The organism is Lunatimonas sp., assembly GCF_020832325.1.
Taxonomy (GTDB): Bacteria; Bacteroidota; Bacteroidia; order Cytophagales; family Cyclobacteriaceae; genus Lunatimonas.
In genome coordinates this window covers 136,156-153,641 of record NZ_JAFIEU010000017.1, presented here as the reverse complement: position 1 = coordinate 153,641, position 17,486 = coordinate 136,156, and the positions used below count along the sequence as shown (strand labels likewise).

Here is a 17,486-nt window from a genome sequence, read left to right as displayed (position 1 = left end):
CTTTTTAGATATTGCAGCTGTTAATGACAGGGATTTAGCCTTTGCGGAAGCCTTAGAGGGTGATAAGCAGCGTTACTTCCTTCCGTTTGCCCAAAAGAAACCATCCTCACGATATGCTTAAAATCTTCCTGCAGGCACCGCAGTTTCGCTTTTTCTTTGCGGCCCTTCTCGTAGTCCTTTCTTACAAAGCGTCAGCACAGTCGGAAATATCAGGCTTCGAACTCCAACGTGGAGACCGTGTAGTCCTCCTCGGAAGTGCATTGGCAGAGAATGAACAGTTTTACAACTACCTGGAATTTAGTCTTTCCAGGCATTGGCCAGAACGCAGTATTACGTTTCGCAACCTAGGCTGGTCGGGGGATAATGTGCATGGAGATGCACGTAGCTACTATACTTCACCACCTACACCGTTTGAGCTTCTGATCAGCCAAATTAAAGAGGCAAATCCGACCCACGTATTTCTTGCCTATGGATCGGTGGAGGCACACGAAGGGCCCTCTGGGATTCAGGCATTTGAAGAGGGACTCGAAAAGCTCATGACCACGTTCCAGGAGCTAAATAGTCAGGTTATTTTTTTGTCTCCCATTCCTCAGTTCGGTGGTGCGTCCGATGAATTCCTCAAGCAACGAAATCAGGAGTTGACACGTTACGCAGATCAGCTTGCCCGTTTTGCGCAAAAACACGAAAGCGTCTTTATAGATCTCATAAAGCCGCTTTCTGCCATCGGCGCTTCCCTTTCAGATGACGGCGTTCATTTGAATGAATCCGGATACTATCACTTGAGCGATGTGATAGAAAAAGCGCTGGGACTTACGCACAGCAACGGAAATATTCTCATCAGCGCAGATGGAAAAGTAGAAAGCCCATACACGGTACAGATGGAAAGCTCGAATCTCAAAACAGGCCAATTGGTATTTCGGGTCGATGAACCCATTCTCCCAAAACCTCTACCTACCCAAGCCCCTGATGGATCTATCCAACCACCGGTCATTACGATAAAAGGCCTAAAGAAAGGCTTTTATTCCCTAACCGCAAACGGCAAAATCGTGGCTTCGGCTTCGGCAAATGCCTGGGCTTCAGGTCTGCCTTTAGCCCAGGGCGGCACCTGGGCCCAGTCCGATCATTTGCGTCAGCTATTGAATAAAAAAGATGAAGTCTTTTTCTTCAAATATCGACCGCTTAACCGTACCTACATCATTGGTTTTCGGGAGTACGAACAGGGCCGGCACGTAAAAGACCTCGAGGATTTTAACGTAGTTTTAACTTGGTTGCAAGGCCAAATTACCGCGGCAAAGCAGCCCAGCCAAGTACTTTATGAGCTTAAGCCTGTGAAATGAAAACCAACAGCCTGATGATTGGTTAAGTCTCTTGAATAAGATTCAGAAAAATCATCTTAATTAAAATCACCAAATCAAGCGTCTGATAAGCGCTCCAACGAGCCAAAGGAGAAATCCACTATCGATGCAGGATTTACTTCCCAGTGAAAAACCGGGGCCTTTACCTTTAAAAATAAACAATAGTCCGATGAACTACCTTACTTCATCCCTTACAGCGTCAGTGGTCAGTACGTACCTATCGGTTTTCCGTTGGAAATGGGCACTTTGCCACATTTGCTTAATGATATCTTTGACCTACCTACCAGGTTACGCCCAAAACAGCCTGAGAGACATCCCCTCCCCTGACGTACAGGAACAGCTCAGATCTTTTCAGATCGCGGATGGATTTGAGGTGGACCTTTTTGCGGCTGAACCCATGGTAATCAAACCCATTCAGATGAATTGGGATGAACAAGGCAGGCTGTGGGTGGTAAGCAGTACCGTATACCCTCACTTGAAGCCGGGAGAGACCGCTAATGACAGGATCTATGTATTGGAAGACACCAACGGAGATGGTAAGGCGGACAAATCGACGATATTTGCCGAAGGACTCATCGCCCCAACCGGTATATTGCCAGGAGATGGAGGGGTCTACGTGGCCAACTCTACCGAGATTTTGCACCTGAAAGATACCAACGGAGACGGGAAGTCGGATGTCCGAAGGCGAATTCTCACTGGATTCGGTACCGGAGACACCCACCACTTGATTCACACGTTCCGCTGGGGGCCCGACGGATTGATGTATTTCAATCAGTCCATTTACATTTATAGCCACGTAGAAACGCCCTGGGGAGTACGCCGTCTGGAGGGCGGGGGAGTTTGGCAGTTTAACCCCAAAACCATGGAGTTAAATGTGTATGCCAAGGGTCTGATAAATCCCTGGGGCCTGCAGTTTGACCGTTGGGGGCAGTCCTTCTTAACAGACGGTGCTGGAGGAGAAGGCATCAATTTCGCTTTTCCGGAGGCCACCTTTGTCACCGCGCCCGGAGCAGAGCGCATTGTCAGAGGTCTGAACCCCGGACAGCCAAAGCACAGCGGCTTGGACGTGGTTTCTGGTAGGCATCTGCCGGAATCCTGGGACGGAAGTTTGATTACCAACGATTTCCGGGCAAACCGCATCAACCGGTTCGTGTTGGAAGACCAAGGAAGCGGTTTCGTTTCCAATCAAGCGGATGATCTGCTCTGGACAGACCACATTGGGTTTAGGCCAGTTGATATTTTGGTGGGTCCAGATGGAGCCATTTATGTAGCCGATTGGTACAATCCTATCATTCAGCATGGCGAAGTGGATTTCCACGACCCCCGTAGGGATCAGCAACACGGCCGGATCTGGCGAATCACAGCCAAAGGCCGGGATACCCAACCGATGGTAAACCTGACTGCTTTATCGACGGCTCAGCTCTTAGACGCACTGAAAGCACCCGAAGCATGGACCAGAACCATGGCCAAACAAGTGCTTAAAAACCGGGACGGGGTGGAAGATGCGCTGGCCAACTGGGTGAATGGCCTGAATGCCCAAGAAAAGGATTACGAACACCACCTGTTGGAGGCATTGTGGCTATCGCAGAGTAGGGGCAGTATCAACATACCCTTATTGACCCGCTTATTGGAAGCCAACCACGAAGGCGCTAGAGCAGCAGGCGTGCGGGTACTAGCTGCCTGGAACCGGCAAATACCCCAAGCATTGGGGTTGTTGGACAGGGCTGTTCAGGATTCCCATCCCAGGGTACGGCTTGAAGCAGTTTCAGCCCTTGGATTCATCAGTCAACCGGAGGCTGCAAAACTGGCCCTGTCGGCACTTGATTTCCCCATGGACGAATACCTGGATTTTGCGTTATGGAATACCGTACGTTTACTGGAAAGTGCTTGGATGCCCGAGTTTAATAAAAATAACCAATTCCTGGGCGATGCCAAACGCACTTCTTATGCGCTGAAGTCTGTCAACAGCCCAAAAGCCATAAACCATCTTACAAATCTTTATGTATCCGGCCAAGTACCAGAGCCTTATCAAAACGACGTTTTGAACGCGATAGCCCGGCATGGCAGCACGGAAGACCTGAACGCACTCTTCGAAAAAACCATCGCGGAACGTAGCTCCAAAGCAACAACCACCGCTAGGCTCATGGCGCTGCGACAGGCGGCCAATCAACGGAAATTATTCCCAGAAAATCAACCGGGAAGAATAGGTACGTTGGTAGAACATGATGATCCGGAGGTTTCTACGATCGCTCTGCAGTTGGCTGGTCTTTGGAACCGCACAGAACTGATCATGAGGATGGTTTCACTCATCGAATCTGGAGACCGGGAGGTGAAAACCGCCGCTTTGGGAACACTGGCCATGATGAGTGACCCTAAGGGTCATCAGCTCCTCTTGGATATGGCTGAAAAGGGCAAAACAGCAGAAATTCGATTCCTAGCCACCGCCCAATTGGTGCAGGTGAACCCAGCAAAAGCCGCTGAGTTGAGTGTTAGACTGCTTACATCACAACCAGAAGACCGGGATGCGGCCGAACTGTTCCGTGCGTTTATGGGAGAGGATGACTATGTCTCTGCATTGACCGCACAGCTTGAAAAACAACGTATTCCTGCAGAAATGGCTAAACTGGGCAGGCAGTCCATGAGGCAGATTAGCTGGTTTCGCCAAAATAATCACGTGAGCCAAGCATTAAGAAAGGCTTTGGAAGAATCGGGTGGTGTATTGCCTCCAGAGCGCATGCCACAGCAGCTTAGCGATAATCAGGTTTATGCCCTGGTGCAGCAAGTGAAAAATACCGCAGACCCTGAACTTGGCGAGGTCATTTACCGCAAGAGCGCCCTGGCCTGCCAGACCTGTCATGCCATCGGTGGTGCCGGCGGGTTGATCGGTCCTGACCTTAGCTCACTTGGAACCAGCTCACCCATTGACAATATCATCAAGTCCATCGTAGATCCCGCAGAATCCATCAAAGAGGGTTACGAACTACAAAAGATCACAAAAAGCGACGGTTCGGTCGTGATGGGATACCTGGTAAGCGACGGCGGCAGTGAAATTGTGCTCAGAAACGTAGCGGGTATGGAGGAAAGCATCCCAAAATCCTTAGTCAGTGCCCATGAAAACGTTCCAGGATCCCTAATGCCTCCAGGTCTAACTGCAAGTTTGGAGCGTAAGGAGTTTATCGACTTGGTAGGCTACCTGTCCAAGCTCGGCGAATCCGGCAACTATAGGGTACCAAACGAACGATTGGTACGTCGTTGGAGAACTGCTTCTAGCCACCCTGACCTCATTCAGCGATGGGAATCTGATGGATTAGAAGCGCTTATCTCGAGTGAGTACAGATTCCGGATGAGTGCTAACTACAGTAAAGTAGCCGGAGACCTGCCATTGGATGAAGTGCCTGCGATTGAATTGGGGAACGGTAAACGGCAAAGCATGGTACAATTTGAAATCGAAGTACTCACAGAAGGAAACATTGGCCTCAAGGTAAATCTTGCTGGAGGATTAGCCCTATGGGCTGGGAACAAATCGGTACCTATCGAAGACCAACTTGCAACCGTCAGCCTTCCGCAGGGAAAACACCAATTTACAATGGCCATAGACCGGACGATGCACGCCGACGGAGGCCTGAAGATACAATTGCAGGAAACAGCTAGCGGTGCCGCACAGACCCGTCTTACGATGGGTAGATAATCGGTAGATTCATTCCATACTGCGAGATCTGCTTATGACTTTGTCGCAAACATACAGGGACATGGACATCCATCTTTAACACTGGAATGAAGGGATATGAGAAAAAAACCATTCAAATTCCTACCTTTGCTTCTCAATGTTAATTGCGAAAGTAACCATGCGTACTACAAAGCCTATCCACCGCGTATTCCTCACCTGTCTGTGCTTACTGGCAGCTGCATGCAACCAGTCCGCTTCCAATGAGGTTAAGGAGGTTCGCCAAGACGAGTGGCGGGTCTTATTTAATGGCAAGGACCTGGAAGGGTGGATACCCAAATTTCACCATCACGAAGTGGGAGAAAACTACGCAAATACCTTCCGGGTAATAGACGACGTGATTCAGGTAAACTACGACGAATACGATACCTTTGACGAACGCTATGGCCACCTTTTTTACGAGCAGCCGTTTTCCAATTTCCACCTCACCTTTGAATACCGCTTTACGGATCAGTGGATGGAAGATGCTCCCAGCTATACTTTTCGAAATAGCGGGGTGATGTTCCATTCTCAGGCTCCGGAAACCATCTTAAAGGAACAGGATTGGCCTATCTCTGTTGAGTACCAGATGCTAGCAGAAGAGAAGCCGGGCGTACCCCGTCCGACCGGAAATATGTGCTCTCCCGGAACCGACGTATTCTTTCAGGGAGAATTGGATCCCCGGCACTGCATCAATTCCTCCTCACCCACCTTCGCCTGGGACGAGTGGGTACGGGCAGATTTAATTGTGTACGGAGACTCGCTGGTAATCCACCAAGTAAACGGAGAGACGGTGCTTGAGTATACCCGACCTCAGGTCGGCGGTGGAGTGGCTAACCGGTATGACCCTGCCCTGAAAATAGATGGTACTCCGCTCACGCAAGGCTATATTGGCTTGCAGGCAGAGGGTCAGGGGGTAGAGTTCCGGGATATTCGTATCAAAGAATTATAGCCTATCTTTTTCCCTGGGATTTTAGCGACTTTGAAGGCCAAAATCCGTCTCAAACATTCGAAAACTTTTCACGTAAATCCTAACTAAATTTATCAATCCACCATGACAAAAGCTATCCTATCCACACTTGTTTTTCTTACGTTGATTGGTGCCTCGCAAGCCCAGGATGCCGCAGGCCAAGCGATTTATTTGGAACTGGGAGGAGCCGGATTGGCGTATTCGGTAAATTACGATTTCCGCTTTGACAAGACGGATCAACAATCCTGGGGGATGCGCGTGGGAGCAGGTGGTTGGGCCACCAAACGCTATTCCAGCTCCGAAAGCCTTCTAACCCTTCCTATACAGGTAAATAGGTTGTTTGGAAAAAAAAGGCATTTCTTTGAAGTGGGTGGAGGTGCTACGTTTATTCATTACCGGGACCGAAGTACCTGGGGGAATACCAGTTACGAATGGCGAAATTTCAACTTTATCCTGGATTCCGGCGACACTCCTGCTTTTATGGGTACCCTGAATATGGGCTATCGTAAAGTGCCGGAAAACGGTGGCTTTACCTTCCGGGCAAACCTTACGCCGATCTTCAATCACAACGGTTTTTGGCCTTTATTTGCGGGTATCAGTTTCGGCTATGCATTTTAATTTTAAACACAGATGAAATCGAGCATGACGTAGCCGTCACACAGTGGGATGACTATCCGCCATGCGAGATTCCATGTGACCATTGAAAAATCAATTATAGACACATGAAATCGAGCACGACGCAAGCGACACACGGAGGAACGATTGTAATACGTGCGAGATTCCATCTGACCGTTAAAGAACAAATTATAAACAGATGAAAAACCTTCTCTTTTGCCTGCTACTTTTGGGCTCCATCCAACTGCACGCCCAGCAAGGCGCTGAACCGCACCAAGCCGTATATTTCGAAGTAGGCGGAACCGGATTGATCTATACCTTCAATTACGATTTCCGCTTTGATAAAAACCGACTGGATTCGTGGGGCATGAAGGTGGGTGCAGGTGGATATTGGATTCAGGAGTCGGGCTTTTTTTCGTTGCCCTTGGAGGTCAACCGACTGTTTGGAAATGGCCCACACTATTTCGAGATTGGAGGAGGTGTCACCTTCATGGCATTTAAGTCAAATTATTATGTATGGAACTGTGATGAGTTTTCCTGCGAAGGAACCTATCAACGGGACCGAACCGAGATTGTTCTACCGATAAACGGCTCACCAAATGCTATGGGAACCTTGAATTTTGGCTATAGGCGTATTCCCGTTGGGGGCGGTATTTCGTGGAAGGTCAATTTAACCCCCATCTACAACCAAAATGGATTTTGGCCCTTGTTTGCAGGAGCGGGAATCGGCTATGTCTTTTGATCGCGCTTCGTCCGCAAAAATCAGGGGAGTGAACCCTTTTCAGGCTTCCTTCTGCGTAGGAATGATTAGCTAGGCTCATTTGGTGAAGTAAACTCGCTGACGAGCTTGCCGAGAAGCTGTAGCTTTTGCTCCAACCGTTCGTTCCAGTCCAAACCAAAGCTCAAACGCATGCAATGGTGAAACTGATCCTGAAGGGTAAACATCCGTCCCGGTGCGATGCTTATTCCCTGGGCCATCGCAGCTTCGTATAGTTTAGCCGTATTGATGCTCCTGTGGCACTCAATCCAGAGCACGAAGCCTCCCTGTGGGCGGCTTACTTTGGTACCCTCCGGGAAGTATGCACCAATGCTTTGGATAAAATGCTCTCTATTCGAGAATAGACGCTTTCTCAATGTCACAAGGTGCTTGTCGTAGCCTCCATTTTCCATAAATTCAGCCACGGCTTCCTGCGTCAAAGTCGTGCTGGAAAGCGAATGAAAGGCCTTTTGCCGCAGAACCTGCCGTAAGTATCTACCCGGTGCAATCCAACCTACCCGGTACCCCGGAGCAAGTGTCTTAGAAAACGACCCACACCACAGCACCCAGCCCTGCTGATCAAAGGCCTTGCAGGGTTTTGGACGCTTTTCTCCAAAATATACTTCCCCGTACAAGTCGTTTTCGATGAGAGGTACCTGATTGGCCGTTATCATTTCCACCAACTTCTTCTTTCGATCCTCAGGCATACTGCTTCCCAAGGGATTATTGAAATTAGTCACCAATAACAGCGCATTCAGGTCCGGTAAGATCGTTTCCAATGCCTGTAAGTCAATCCCCTCCAGCGGATGGGTAGGCAGTTCAATTACCCGCAGTCCAAGATGCTTGGCCAACTGCAACATGCCATAGTAAACCGGACTTTCGACCGCCACCGAGTCGCCGGGTTTGGTGAGGGCCATCAGTGCAAAGGATATGGCATTCATTACTCCCGCCGTGATGACCAAGTCACCCGAATCCAAATCCCCACCCCAGGTGAAGGCCCGCTTAGATATCAATGACCTCAGACGCATATTGCCTTGAATATCGCCATACCCTGTACCGCCGGATGGCAGGTTGAGCATCGCCTTTGACAAGCACTTATTTAACTTGGAAATTGGCAGAAATGAAGGTGCCGGTACGCTTAGGGATAGTTGCGTGATGCGGGTGTTCGTAAGCTGCTGAAAAACTTTGCCGATCAATCCGTCCGCCTCCTGATGAGCAGATAATGCCGAGGGTTGGCTTTTGTCCGGAACCGGAAGTCGAAAATCCACGCCGCTCCCCACGTAAAACCCAGATTGAGGCCTTGAAATGATCAGTGACCGGCTTTCCAAGGTGAGGTATGCCTGTATTACGGTGTTTTTACTCACCCCATACAAGGCACTGACTTTCCGAATGGACGGAAGCTTCTCTCCTGCTTTAAGTAAACCACCTGCAATCTGCTTTTCAAAAGAGGCTGCAAGAGACAAATACAAATGCTGCTCCATGCTGTTAACAACTGTACCCATCAAATATAATAAAAAATGTATCTGTAACCCTTCACAAAAAGGGGGTTACTTTGTGAGGTGTTAAATGTATTTCTCTAATGGAACAAGAATCGTTGAAGTTTCCTATTGGCAAATGCCAAATCCCCGAGGTGATTACGTCGGATGCCCTGCAAAATGCCATAATTGACATTCGTACCCTCCCCCAACGAGTAGAGGATGCCCTGAACCGTTTAAGTGAACACAAATGGGATATACCTTATAGACCGAACGGGTGGACGGTCAGGCAGGTGGTTCACCACCTTGCGGATAGTCACATGAATGCCCTAATGCGGCTGAAGCTCGCGCTTACCGAATCCAATCCCAGCATCAAACCCTACCTAGAGGCCGCTTGGGCAGAGCTCCCTGACTATCGATTAGACCCACAAGTGTCTTTGGGCTTGTTACGGGGAATTCACAGTCATTGGTCCGCCCTGCTGACATCGCTATCCGAAAGTCAATGGAAACGAACGTTTTTCCACCCAGAGAATCAGCAAACTACCTCACTGATGACACATACCCTGTTATATCAATGGCACGGAAATCATCACCTAGCCCACCTCAATTTACTACATAACCCACGCCACATCTATTGATCTATCCTATGCAACCTACTCCTATCTCCAAGCCCGACTTTGATTTTAAAAACTTTACATTTGGTGTTCAAGCTACTGACCATATGCTCACGGCGATTTACCGGGACGGAATGTGGCAGGAATACGAGATCCTACCGTTTGGCAACCTCAGTATCTCACCACTTGCCATGGCGCTTCACTATGGGCAAACCGTATTTGAAGGCCTAAAAGCCTATCGCATGGAAAATGGTGCTATCCATATTTTTCGTTTGTCAGACCATCATGACCGAATCAACCGATCCCTCTACCGCATGGCGATGCCTGCTTTGCCTAAGGGTCTTTTCATGGAGGGCATGGAGGCACTAATTCGAACAGAGGAGTCTTGGATCATTGATGACCCCGATTACTCCCTCTATATACGTCCCTGCGTGATCGCCACCGAAGCCCGACTGGGCGTGGACGCTTCCGAGGAGTATTTATTTATGATATTGCTCTCACCCATGCGATCCTATTACAGCAAAAACCTAAAAGTCAAAGTAGAAACAGACTTTATTCGCGCGGCAAAAGGTGGTACAGGCGCTGCCAAAAATGGCGGAAACTATGGAGCCTCCCTATTGCCTCAGCGATTGGCCAAAGAAGCAGGCTATGATCAGATCATTTGGTTAGATGCCGCGGAACGTCGTTTCATTGAGGAATCCGGCACCATGAACCTGATGGTCATTTTGGATGGCGTCAGCTTGATCACACCACCCGCTGGTGAAACCGTTCTAGAAGGCATCACCCGAGACTCCATTCTGCGATTGGCTCCGTCTATTGGATTATCCGTAAATGAGCGACGCATTGAAGTGAGCGAACTGATGCAATGGATCGAAGCGGGTCGAAACGTAGAAGTATTTGGTGTAGGTACCGCCGCGGTCATATCCCCCATTGAATCCATAGACTACCGGGGCACCGTTGCCTATCCAAGTACGCAGCCCGACTCCAAAATGTTTAAACTAAAAGCCCTTCTTCAAAGCATTCGTAGAGGAACAACCAGTGACTCATTTGGCTGGAACCACATCCTATAAACCAAACCACCAGGAGTGGAAAAGCAGCGTAATTCCCCTAAAAAACAGGTAATTAGAAACCAATTCCCACTATAAAACCAATCCCAAAAATAAACCTGTTTAAGAACGGTTAATCAGCTGCAATAAATCCTCCCGTAAGCGTGGTATTTCCAGGTCTATGGGTACTGACTCATGCTGGTAGAAGCGAATCAGCTGCTCCGATACACTCAGGATGGGTTGATTCGGACAGCCATGGTCCCTTAGGTGATGTACCAATTTCAACACCATAAATCCATCCATCCAAGTCCAAAATTTCTTGAAAAATATCGACTCCGTTTTAGACTCCTTTCGGAATTGGATTAACCGTGGACCAAATGACAGCCGTTCCAATATCCCCCTTAATGGAGAAGGTAGCACCAGTCCATCGATGTCCTGACGAAAGAACCCACTGGTGAGGTTAAAAAAAGTCTTTAGAACCAGAAACACCTCTATAGAGTAGCTTTGCATGCCTCGCTGCCCGGAGGTCCATTCCAGTTGGGCCCTGCCGGTGCCGAAGGGTACCCGGTCTGAAACGCGGCAGGACGGAAACACGGTGGCGGATAGGTCGGCATAGCCTCCCAAAGGGAGAAGTTTGTGCATAAAGTAGAAATCTTCTCCGGCCTTACGCTTGTTCATACCCCCTGAGCGAGCGTAGGAAGAAGCCCTTACTGCCATGCAGGAACCGACGGTGTGAGTAGCAAAGGGGTAGCCGGCCCATTTCAATCCTTGAATAAAACACCGTAGATGCAGCTCGTAGGCTATTATCCCGGTCTGCAAGGCCCGGTCCGACTCATTCCTCCAGGTATGGCTAAACTGAAAGTGACCCAGCTTGACCTGTTTTTGGGAAAATGCTTCTTCCGCGGCTACCAGGTAATCCGGAGAAACCACACAATCGGCATCCAAACACAGAATTGGACCATCTTCACCTGCTTGCACCCAGCGACGCAAACCTTCATCCATGGCGAGTTTTCTGGCTAATCCCGCCCCTGCCGACCTGTCAGGCAGCTTTTCCTCTCCTACTATTAGCAGTTTAAGATACGAGCAGCGGTTTGTTTTCCGCCAATAATCAAGCTGTTGGAGCGTTTGCTGGTTCGCTTGCAGTACGTCCTCCGCTGCGCTTTCGGGCGCATTCACGGCCACAATCACTTCCACGTCCCCAGATGGCGGCACACAGGCTTTCAGGGAGTCCAGCGTGGAAATCACATCCGGCTCTTTGAAACATGGGATGGCGATCACCAAACACAGGTTCTCTGGAGGCTTTTCCCTAAAAAAAGCAGGCCTGACGTCAAACCTGCCTTCATAGGTACGAAGGATATCTTCCATCTGCTGATCCATGGTTAACATTCCGGTGGCATAGTTTGCGAAGTTCTTAAATTACCCTTATTGGAACAAGAAACCGCACCAAACCACTAAAAACTATTCCTGCCTGATACCAGCAAAGATTTAATATCTTTGAATATCGAGCAGGATGGCTACGAAGCATATTGAATTGAGTATCAAACAGACACCCTATCACGCGGCAAATCGATGATCCGAACAACGTGGTGGGTTTTGCATATTGTAAAAACAATAATAGACAGATGAAATCGAGCATGACGCAAGCGACACACACTGGGATGACTATCCGCCATGCGAGATTCCATGTGACCATTGAAAAATCAATTATAGACACATGAAATACTCCATCGATTTAACGGTTCCCTCTTCAGGGGCATGGCTAGAGGCTGTTATGGCTGATTTTGATGCTTTTTTACAGGATCATGCAGATTGTGAGCGAAAGGCCTCTGCCATGGCCACCTCGCTGATAGCCAAGTACCCGGACCGGGAAAAAATAATACCCGACATGATCGAGACAGCCATCGAGGAATTGGAGCATTTCCAGCAGGTATTTGAGTTGATGCAGCGAAGGGGTGTTGCCCTAAATGCCGATATGAAAGAAGATCCGTATATCAAGCAACTGATGCCCCTAACCCATGGTGGCACGCCAGAGTCCCGGTTTATGTCCAGGCTTCTACTCGGATCAATCGTAGAATGTCGGGGCTGCGAGCGATTTAAGATGGTATCAGAGGCACAGCAAGACGATGAGCTCAAACGGTTCTATAAAATGCTTTGGACCTCTGAGGCAAAACACGGAAATATTTTTGTAGAACTCGCTTTGGCGTATTTTGACGAAAAGACGGTGTACAGTCGGTTACACGAAATGATGGAATTTGAGGGGGAAGTCATTCAAAACCTACCCATTCGCGCGGCATTGCACTAACCACTCGTCCCAAAGACAAAAACGGGATCTGCCCAGCAAAGCTCGCGGATCCCGTTTTGTTCGATGGTACGTATGTGGCAGAATAGGCTATCCTATAGTCGGTACCCGGCCCTGTATTCCCTGTGCATGTGTTTTTCTGCCTCGGGGTCGTTTACAAATTTTTCATTTGCAGGATCCCATTTTACCGGCCTCATCAGTTCATAAGCGATATTACCCAGCGTACAGGTAACGCAGGTGCTATGCCCCACTTCCACGGGCGCAATCGGGTCTTTCCTTCTTCGTACTGAATCGATAAAATCAACGTGATGGGCCCTGCTACCCCCGCCTGACATATCTTTCTCATTTTCGAGTACAGGATACAACGAAGGATCTGACGCGTTGTAGCTACTTCGCGTCACTTCAATCCAACCGTCAGCACCAAAGAATTTGCAACCACGAGATTCTTTTTCATCAAATGGCTGTTCGGTCACTACTACGCCGTTGGGATAATTGAAGGTCAAGTATTGGGTGTTTTGGTAGCCGGCAGGTATAATCTCCACTGGACCATTTCGATCCATTCCTATACCCCATTGGGCGATGTCAAACATGTGCGCCCCCCAGTCAGTGGTCAATCCCCCACCCGTTTCTTTATACCAACGCCATGCACCCCACAACTTCTCGTTTTCGGGTGGATTTATGCTGATGGGAGGATTGAGTTCGTGGTTATAGGGAATATCCGCTTTCAACGGACCAAGCCACATTTCCCAATTCAAACCCGCGGGGACTTGTTCCGCTGGCAGGTCAAAAGGTTTTGGCGGCCCACCGGAACAAGCATAGACCTTGGAAATCTTTCCGATTCTGCCCTTCTGAACCATACGCACGGCATGCTGAAAATTGGCATAAGAGCGCTGCATAGATCCTGTAGCCAATACGATGTTGTTTTGTCTCACCGCCTTAACCAACTCCTGTCCCTCTCGAATGGTAAAAGTCAAGGGTTTTTCTAGGTATATGTCTTTGCCGGCCTTGCAGGCATCGATGGCGATGAGCGCATGCCAATGGTCAGGCGTGGCGATCACGACTGCGTCTATATCTTTTCTCGCCAGTAGATCGTGGTAATTTTCATACACCTCTACTTGGACAGTTTTGCCTTGCTCTTTGTAATAGGCATCAGCCCGTTGCTTAAAACGTTCCCGCTTGATATCGTATACATCGCAGCCCGCGACAATTTCCACATCGGGAATGGTGATAAAACTACCCATCATGCCATTATTCTGACGGCCTAACCCAATCAGGCCCAGGCGCAAGGTTTGCAGGGCCGGTGCATCAGGCCCGGATCCCTTAGCTACGGATAGGCTGGGTAGTACTCCTGCGCCGGCAACCCCCAAAAGTCCCTTTCCTAGGAAGTTTCTTCTGGAAAGTTGCTTTTTTTTATTTTCACTCATTGTTCAAACTGGTTTATTGTTGTGATTAATTGCCAAAATAGGCATGATTTCCCATAATTCCTCGTGCCAAATGAACTTTGGTTTTTAGAATATACGTACCAGAGGGAATATCGTACTATTCAAAAAGATTGAGAGCTAGCCGGCCCTTCCTGTGGTGCTTGCAAAACGTCTTATCCAACAACACGTATTGGTATTTTTCGAACAGACCCCACACCTAGTTACATTTAATGTAATACGAAATACAGCTTTCTGATTCCATGATCCCAAAAAAAACTACATTTATTTGGTTTTCTGTACTTTATAAAATTCAAAAAACTACTCCAAAAAAAAATTTTGACAAATTTTTAAACGAAGTGCATTTTTTAAGCGCTAAAATACTTTTTATATATCATCAATTTTTACAGACATTTCTCACTGTAAACATCGCTTTTATATTATAATTATACGGTTTATATTTGTTTAGGAGAATTAATTAAAACATCTCTTTTAAGGAATCGTATAAAAAAGAGGGGGGTTTTAATAGACTTGTTTTCGACAAAAAATACGGAGGTGTGAAATGGAAATCGGATTTATGATAGTAGTTGGCGTTACATTAGGCTTGCTAGTAATTTATAGGTCTTTTGTGCATGCGGCGGATGATCCAGAGACTTTCGATGTTTTGGCAATGAAGGAGAAATTCAAAAAGCCGGAAGGATGGAAAGTTGGCAAGCTACCCGATGACCTCAAAAAACCCACTGGTTCGCCAAAAAAAAAGCAAACCAGCCTTAGCTTCTAACGTGTAGTTTATTAAAATGCCTCACCGATAAAGAAGTAAATCCCGGACCCTTCTTTCGTAAAGGCCCAGTCAAGCCGGGTATAGATATCTTTTTTCGGAAACAAGAGAAATCTTAGTCCGGCTCCACCGGATAGTACCCATTTATCCATATTTAGATTTTCCCATTTATCAAAAACCTGTGATGTTCCGCCAAAGACCGCGGCTCCAATACGCTTGGTAAATCCCAGATTGATCGGTAAAAAACGTAGCTCTACTTGGGAAGCTATTTGATTTTTATCTCTAAAGCGTCCGGTATAGTATCCCCTCATAAGGCTCTCCCCGCCCATCAGTGATAGTTGGTTAAATGGGACCTCTCCCCACATAAATTGCCCGAAAAGTTGATAAGCAATCACCGTATTGGTTGATAGGGGCCTATAAATACGCGTATCTACCAGTAGGTTATTGAAATTAAATGCGGTGCTCGAAAAAGGATTGTAATTGAACAAGGCTATTTCCGAAAACGAACCTTTCCGAACGTTTAGGACGTTGTGCCTATCATCGTAAACCAAGCCTACACCCAGCCCTAGATTGGCAGAACCCTCGGATCCAAGCGGTAATACCAGCGGATCTGAGGGCTCCGCAGGCACAAACTCCACCCTACTTAGCCGTTGGTAATCGACTTCGAGGCCAAAAAACAGATTCCTTCGAATTTGCCGTAACGCCCGCTCTTTAAACCAAAGCTGATTCGCATCCACTCTAGCCACATATTCTTTTGGAGCATCCGGACCAATCCCAAAATACAGCAAGGGAAAACTCTGATACCGGATCCTTCCCAGAAAAAACCACTTATTGCCTGGAGTATATAATGCATGGTCAAACCAAATGCCGTATTGGTTTTCCAAAGTATAAAATGTAAACCCATTGATTTCACTGAGTCGATTGGTGGTATCTCTCTCGGCATAATAGACATAAAGGGTACTAAAACCAACCTCCCAACTGGTCTCCGGCGCATAAGCCAAGGTAGGATACATCAAAAACTGTGGCCGAGATATGTCACTGGTATCGTTTAGAATTCCATGGATGTACCGCTTGACGAAATTCTGGGCTTTCATCTCTACCGGCCAAATCAACATAAAAATCACCAGCCAGCCTCTTGCTCTCATATTCACATTAAACCCTTCAAATTTCAAAAATAAAGGACCTGTTTCAATTATATTTTGAAAACTAACTTGCTCGTTAATTAAACAAAACTATTCCGAATAACCTTGGATTGTCTTAGGCTATCTTGTCTCAACCAAATATAAGGAGGGATTTTGAATAATACTAAAAAATGCTTACACCCCAATTACTATTATTCTTAAAATAAACATCTAATACATACAATGTTTACAACGGAAAAATTGCTGCCCCAGCAGCATTCTTTGGGCTAAACTTCCCAAATACCTCTTCTTCATTTGTATATTTTTTGTTTTTCGAAGGTCAGATGGAATCCCTGCCTGACGGCTATGACCTCGTCGGCAGACAGGGAATCCATGCCTAGTGGAAGACGAGTAATTTATCACTAATTTCCGGGTACTTTTTGAGGTCCTTGAAACAGTCAGAACGATAAAAGTGATTTGCGCAAACCATAAATTAAACATTGCCTCTCAAAGGTCTTTCTTCCAATTTCAACTTCCGCCTTGCGCTCATCTCTTTAAGTATAAAATCAATATCCCATCCTGTAGTGCGTGAGAATTCAGTATGAGATTTAAAGAGCTCCCCTGTAAACCCATTGAATACCTCGTTACAGAGCAGAATCATAATTTCCAAGTCCCGGATGACAGGAACTTTCTTGTTTGAATTAGGATCATTATGGGCATATATTTGATCCCTTGCTTTAACAATTGACTCAATCTGGAAACGATGTCGATTAAGTTTTTCTTTTACATTTTCGGTCAGCACATCTATGCTTTGTTGGGTTGACTCTAGTTCAAATCGGCTATCTGGCTGATACTTTCTTAGTTCTTTTAAAAAATCACCATTCAAATCCATTAATTCAAGCTTTTCGCATAGGTGAAAGAAGTTTCTCTTGTGTGTGCGCTTATTATCCGCAATCAGTTTTGAAAGTTGTATTACGATGATAAATCGGAGTTGGTGCATGTAGAGATCAAAAAAACCATGACCTTTAACCCATTCTTCCTGTTCGTATTTTAACATTGACAACCGCTTAACATTATCAAGGCAAATATTTAAATCAAAGAGAATGTTCCTTAAATCATCTAGCCATTCTTTAATTTCTAATGGGTTTAAAGGAGACTGCCCTTGTCTATGGTTTGTCATTTGCGTTATTTTTGCCCTAAGATATACAACTTTGATAAAATACCTAAGGAGTTTATCGTTAGAATACCCTAATGCGCATCGTCTTGTTTTCGGATTCTCTTTATAATTACAGTCATCAAAACTTGATTAAGCCAGAAGGTTTCCGGATAGGTGGG

At 47.0% G+C, this 17,486-nt stretch carries 14 protein-coding genes; 9 read left to right on the top strand and 5 right to left on the bottom strand.

The features are described from left to right. Window positions 1–113 precede the first annotated feature (113 nt). From JJU34_RS06535 to JJU34_RS06515, 5 genes are all read left to right on the top strand, one after another. The gene (locus tag JJU34_RS06535) at window positions 114–1,337 is read left to right on the top strand and encodes a GDSL-type esterase/lipase family protein (RefSeq protein WP_228691525.1); all 1,224 of its coding nucleotides are present in this window, start codon (window positions 114–116) and stop codon (window positions 1,335–1,337) included. 187 nt (window positions 1,338–1,524) lie between these two features. Then, complete coding sequence (locus JJU34_RS06530; protein WP_228691524.1) at window positions 1,525–5,043, top strand: PVC-type heme-binding CxxCH protein; 3,519 nt, start codon at window positions 1,525–1,527, stop codon at window positions 5,041–5,043. 157 nt (window positions 5,044–5,200) lie between these two features. Further along, on the top strand, window positions 5,201–6,010 hold the full coding sequence (locus JJU34_RS06525; protein ID WP_228691523.1) for a DUF1080 domain-containing protein: 810 nt from the start codon (window positions 5,201–5,203) through the stop codon (window positions 6,008–6,010). Between the two features lie 102 nt (window positions 6,011–6,112). Further along, complete coding sequence (locus JJU34_RS06520; RefSeq protein ID WP_228691522.1) at window positions 6,113–6,646, top strand: hypothetical protein; 534 nt, start codon at window positions 6,113–6,115, stop codon at window positions 6,644–6,646. A gap of 196 nt (window positions 6,647–6,842) precedes the next feature. After that, the gene (locus JJU34_RS06515; protein ID WP_228691521.1) at window positions 6,843–7,385 is read left to right on the top strand and encodes a hypothetical protein; all 543 of its coding nucleotides are present in this window, start codon (window positions 6,843–6,845) and stop codon (window positions 7,383–7,385) included. 65 nt (window positions 7,386–7,450) lie between these two features. On the opposite strand, the gene JJU34_RS06510 is transcribed toward JJU34_RS06515, so the two are convergent. Further along, complete coding sequence (locus JJU34_RS06510) at window positions 7,451–8,881, bottom strand: PLP-dependent aminotransferase family protein (protein ID WP_228691520.1); 1,431 nt, start codon at window positions 8,879–8,881, stop codon at window positions 7,451–7,453. A 98-nt stretch (window positions 8,882–8,979) separates the two neighbouring features. On the opposite strand from JJU34_RS06510, the gene JJU34_RS06505 reads away from it, so the two are divergent. Both JJU34_RS06505 and JJU34_RS06500 read left to right on the top strand, forming a co-directional pair. After that, on the top strand, window positions 8,980–9,513 hold the full coding sequence (locus JJU34_RS06505) for a YfiT family bacillithiol transferase (protein WP_228691519.1): 534 nt from the start codon (window positions 8,980–8,982) through the stop codon (window positions 9,511–9,513). Window positions 9,514–9,521: 8 nt separating this feature from the next. Beyond that, a complete protein-coding gene (locus JJU34_RS06500) occupies window positions 9,522–10,559 on the top strand; it encodes a branched-chain amino acid aminotransferase (protein WP_228691518.1) in 1,038 nt (345 codons plus the stop codon). Between the two features lie 99 nt (window positions 10,560–10,658). On the opposite strand, the gene JJU34_RS06495 is transcribed toward JJU34_RS06500, so the two are convergent. Next, a complete protein-coding gene (locus JJU34_RS06495; RefSeq protein ID WP_228691517.1) occupies window positions 10,659–11,912 on the bottom strand; it encodes a glycosyltransferase in 1,254 nt (417 codons plus the stop codon). Window positions 11,913–12,249: 337 nt separating this feature from the next. Between JJU34_RS06495 and JJU34_RS06490 the strand changes: the two genes are divergently transcribed. Then, on the top strand, window positions 12,250–12,837 hold the full coding sequence (locus tag JJU34_RS06490; RefSeq protein WP_228691516.1) for a tRNA-(ms[2]io[6]A)-hydroxylase: 588 nt from the start codon (window positions 12,250–12,252) through the stop codon (window positions 12,835–12,837). Between the two features lie 92 nt (window positions 12,838–12,929). Here JJU34_RS06490 and JJU34_RS06485 read toward each other — a convergent pair whose 3' ends face one another. Beyond that, on the bottom strand, window positions 12,930–14,258 hold the full coding sequence (locus tag JJU34_RS06485) for a Gfo/Idh/MocA family oxidoreductase (RefSeq protein ID WP_228691515.1): 1,329 nt from the start codon (window positions 14,256–14,258) through the stop codon (window positions 12,930–12,932). A 556-nt stretch (window positions 14,259–14,814) separates the two neighbouring features. Here JJU34_RS06485 and JJU34_RS06480 point away from each other — a divergent pair. Further along, on the top strand, window positions 14,815–15,033 hold the full coding sequence (locus JJU34_RS06480; protein WP_228691514.1) for a hypothetical protein: 219 nt from the start codon (window positions 14,815–14,817) through the stop codon (window positions 15,031–15,033). A gap of 11 nt (window positions 15,034–15,044) precedes the next feature. On the opposite strand, the gene JJU34_RS06475 is transcribed toward JJU34_RS06480, so the two are convergent. Further along, complete coding sequence (locus JJU34_RS06475; protein WP_228691513.1) at window positions 15,045–16,175, bottom strand: BamA/TamA family outer membrane protein; 1,131 nt, start codon at window positions 16,173–16,175, stop codon at window positions 15,045–15,047. 469 nt (window positions 16,176–16,644) lie between these two features. After that, window positions 16,645–17,331 carry a hypothetical protein gene (locus JJU34_RS06470; RefSeq protein ID WP_228691512.1) on the bottom strand — a complete coding sequence of 229 codons (687 nt, stop codon included), beginning with the start codon at window positions 17,329–17,331 and terminating at the stop codon, window positions 16,645–16,647. Between the last annotated feature and the right edge of the window lie 155 nt (window positions 17,332–17,486).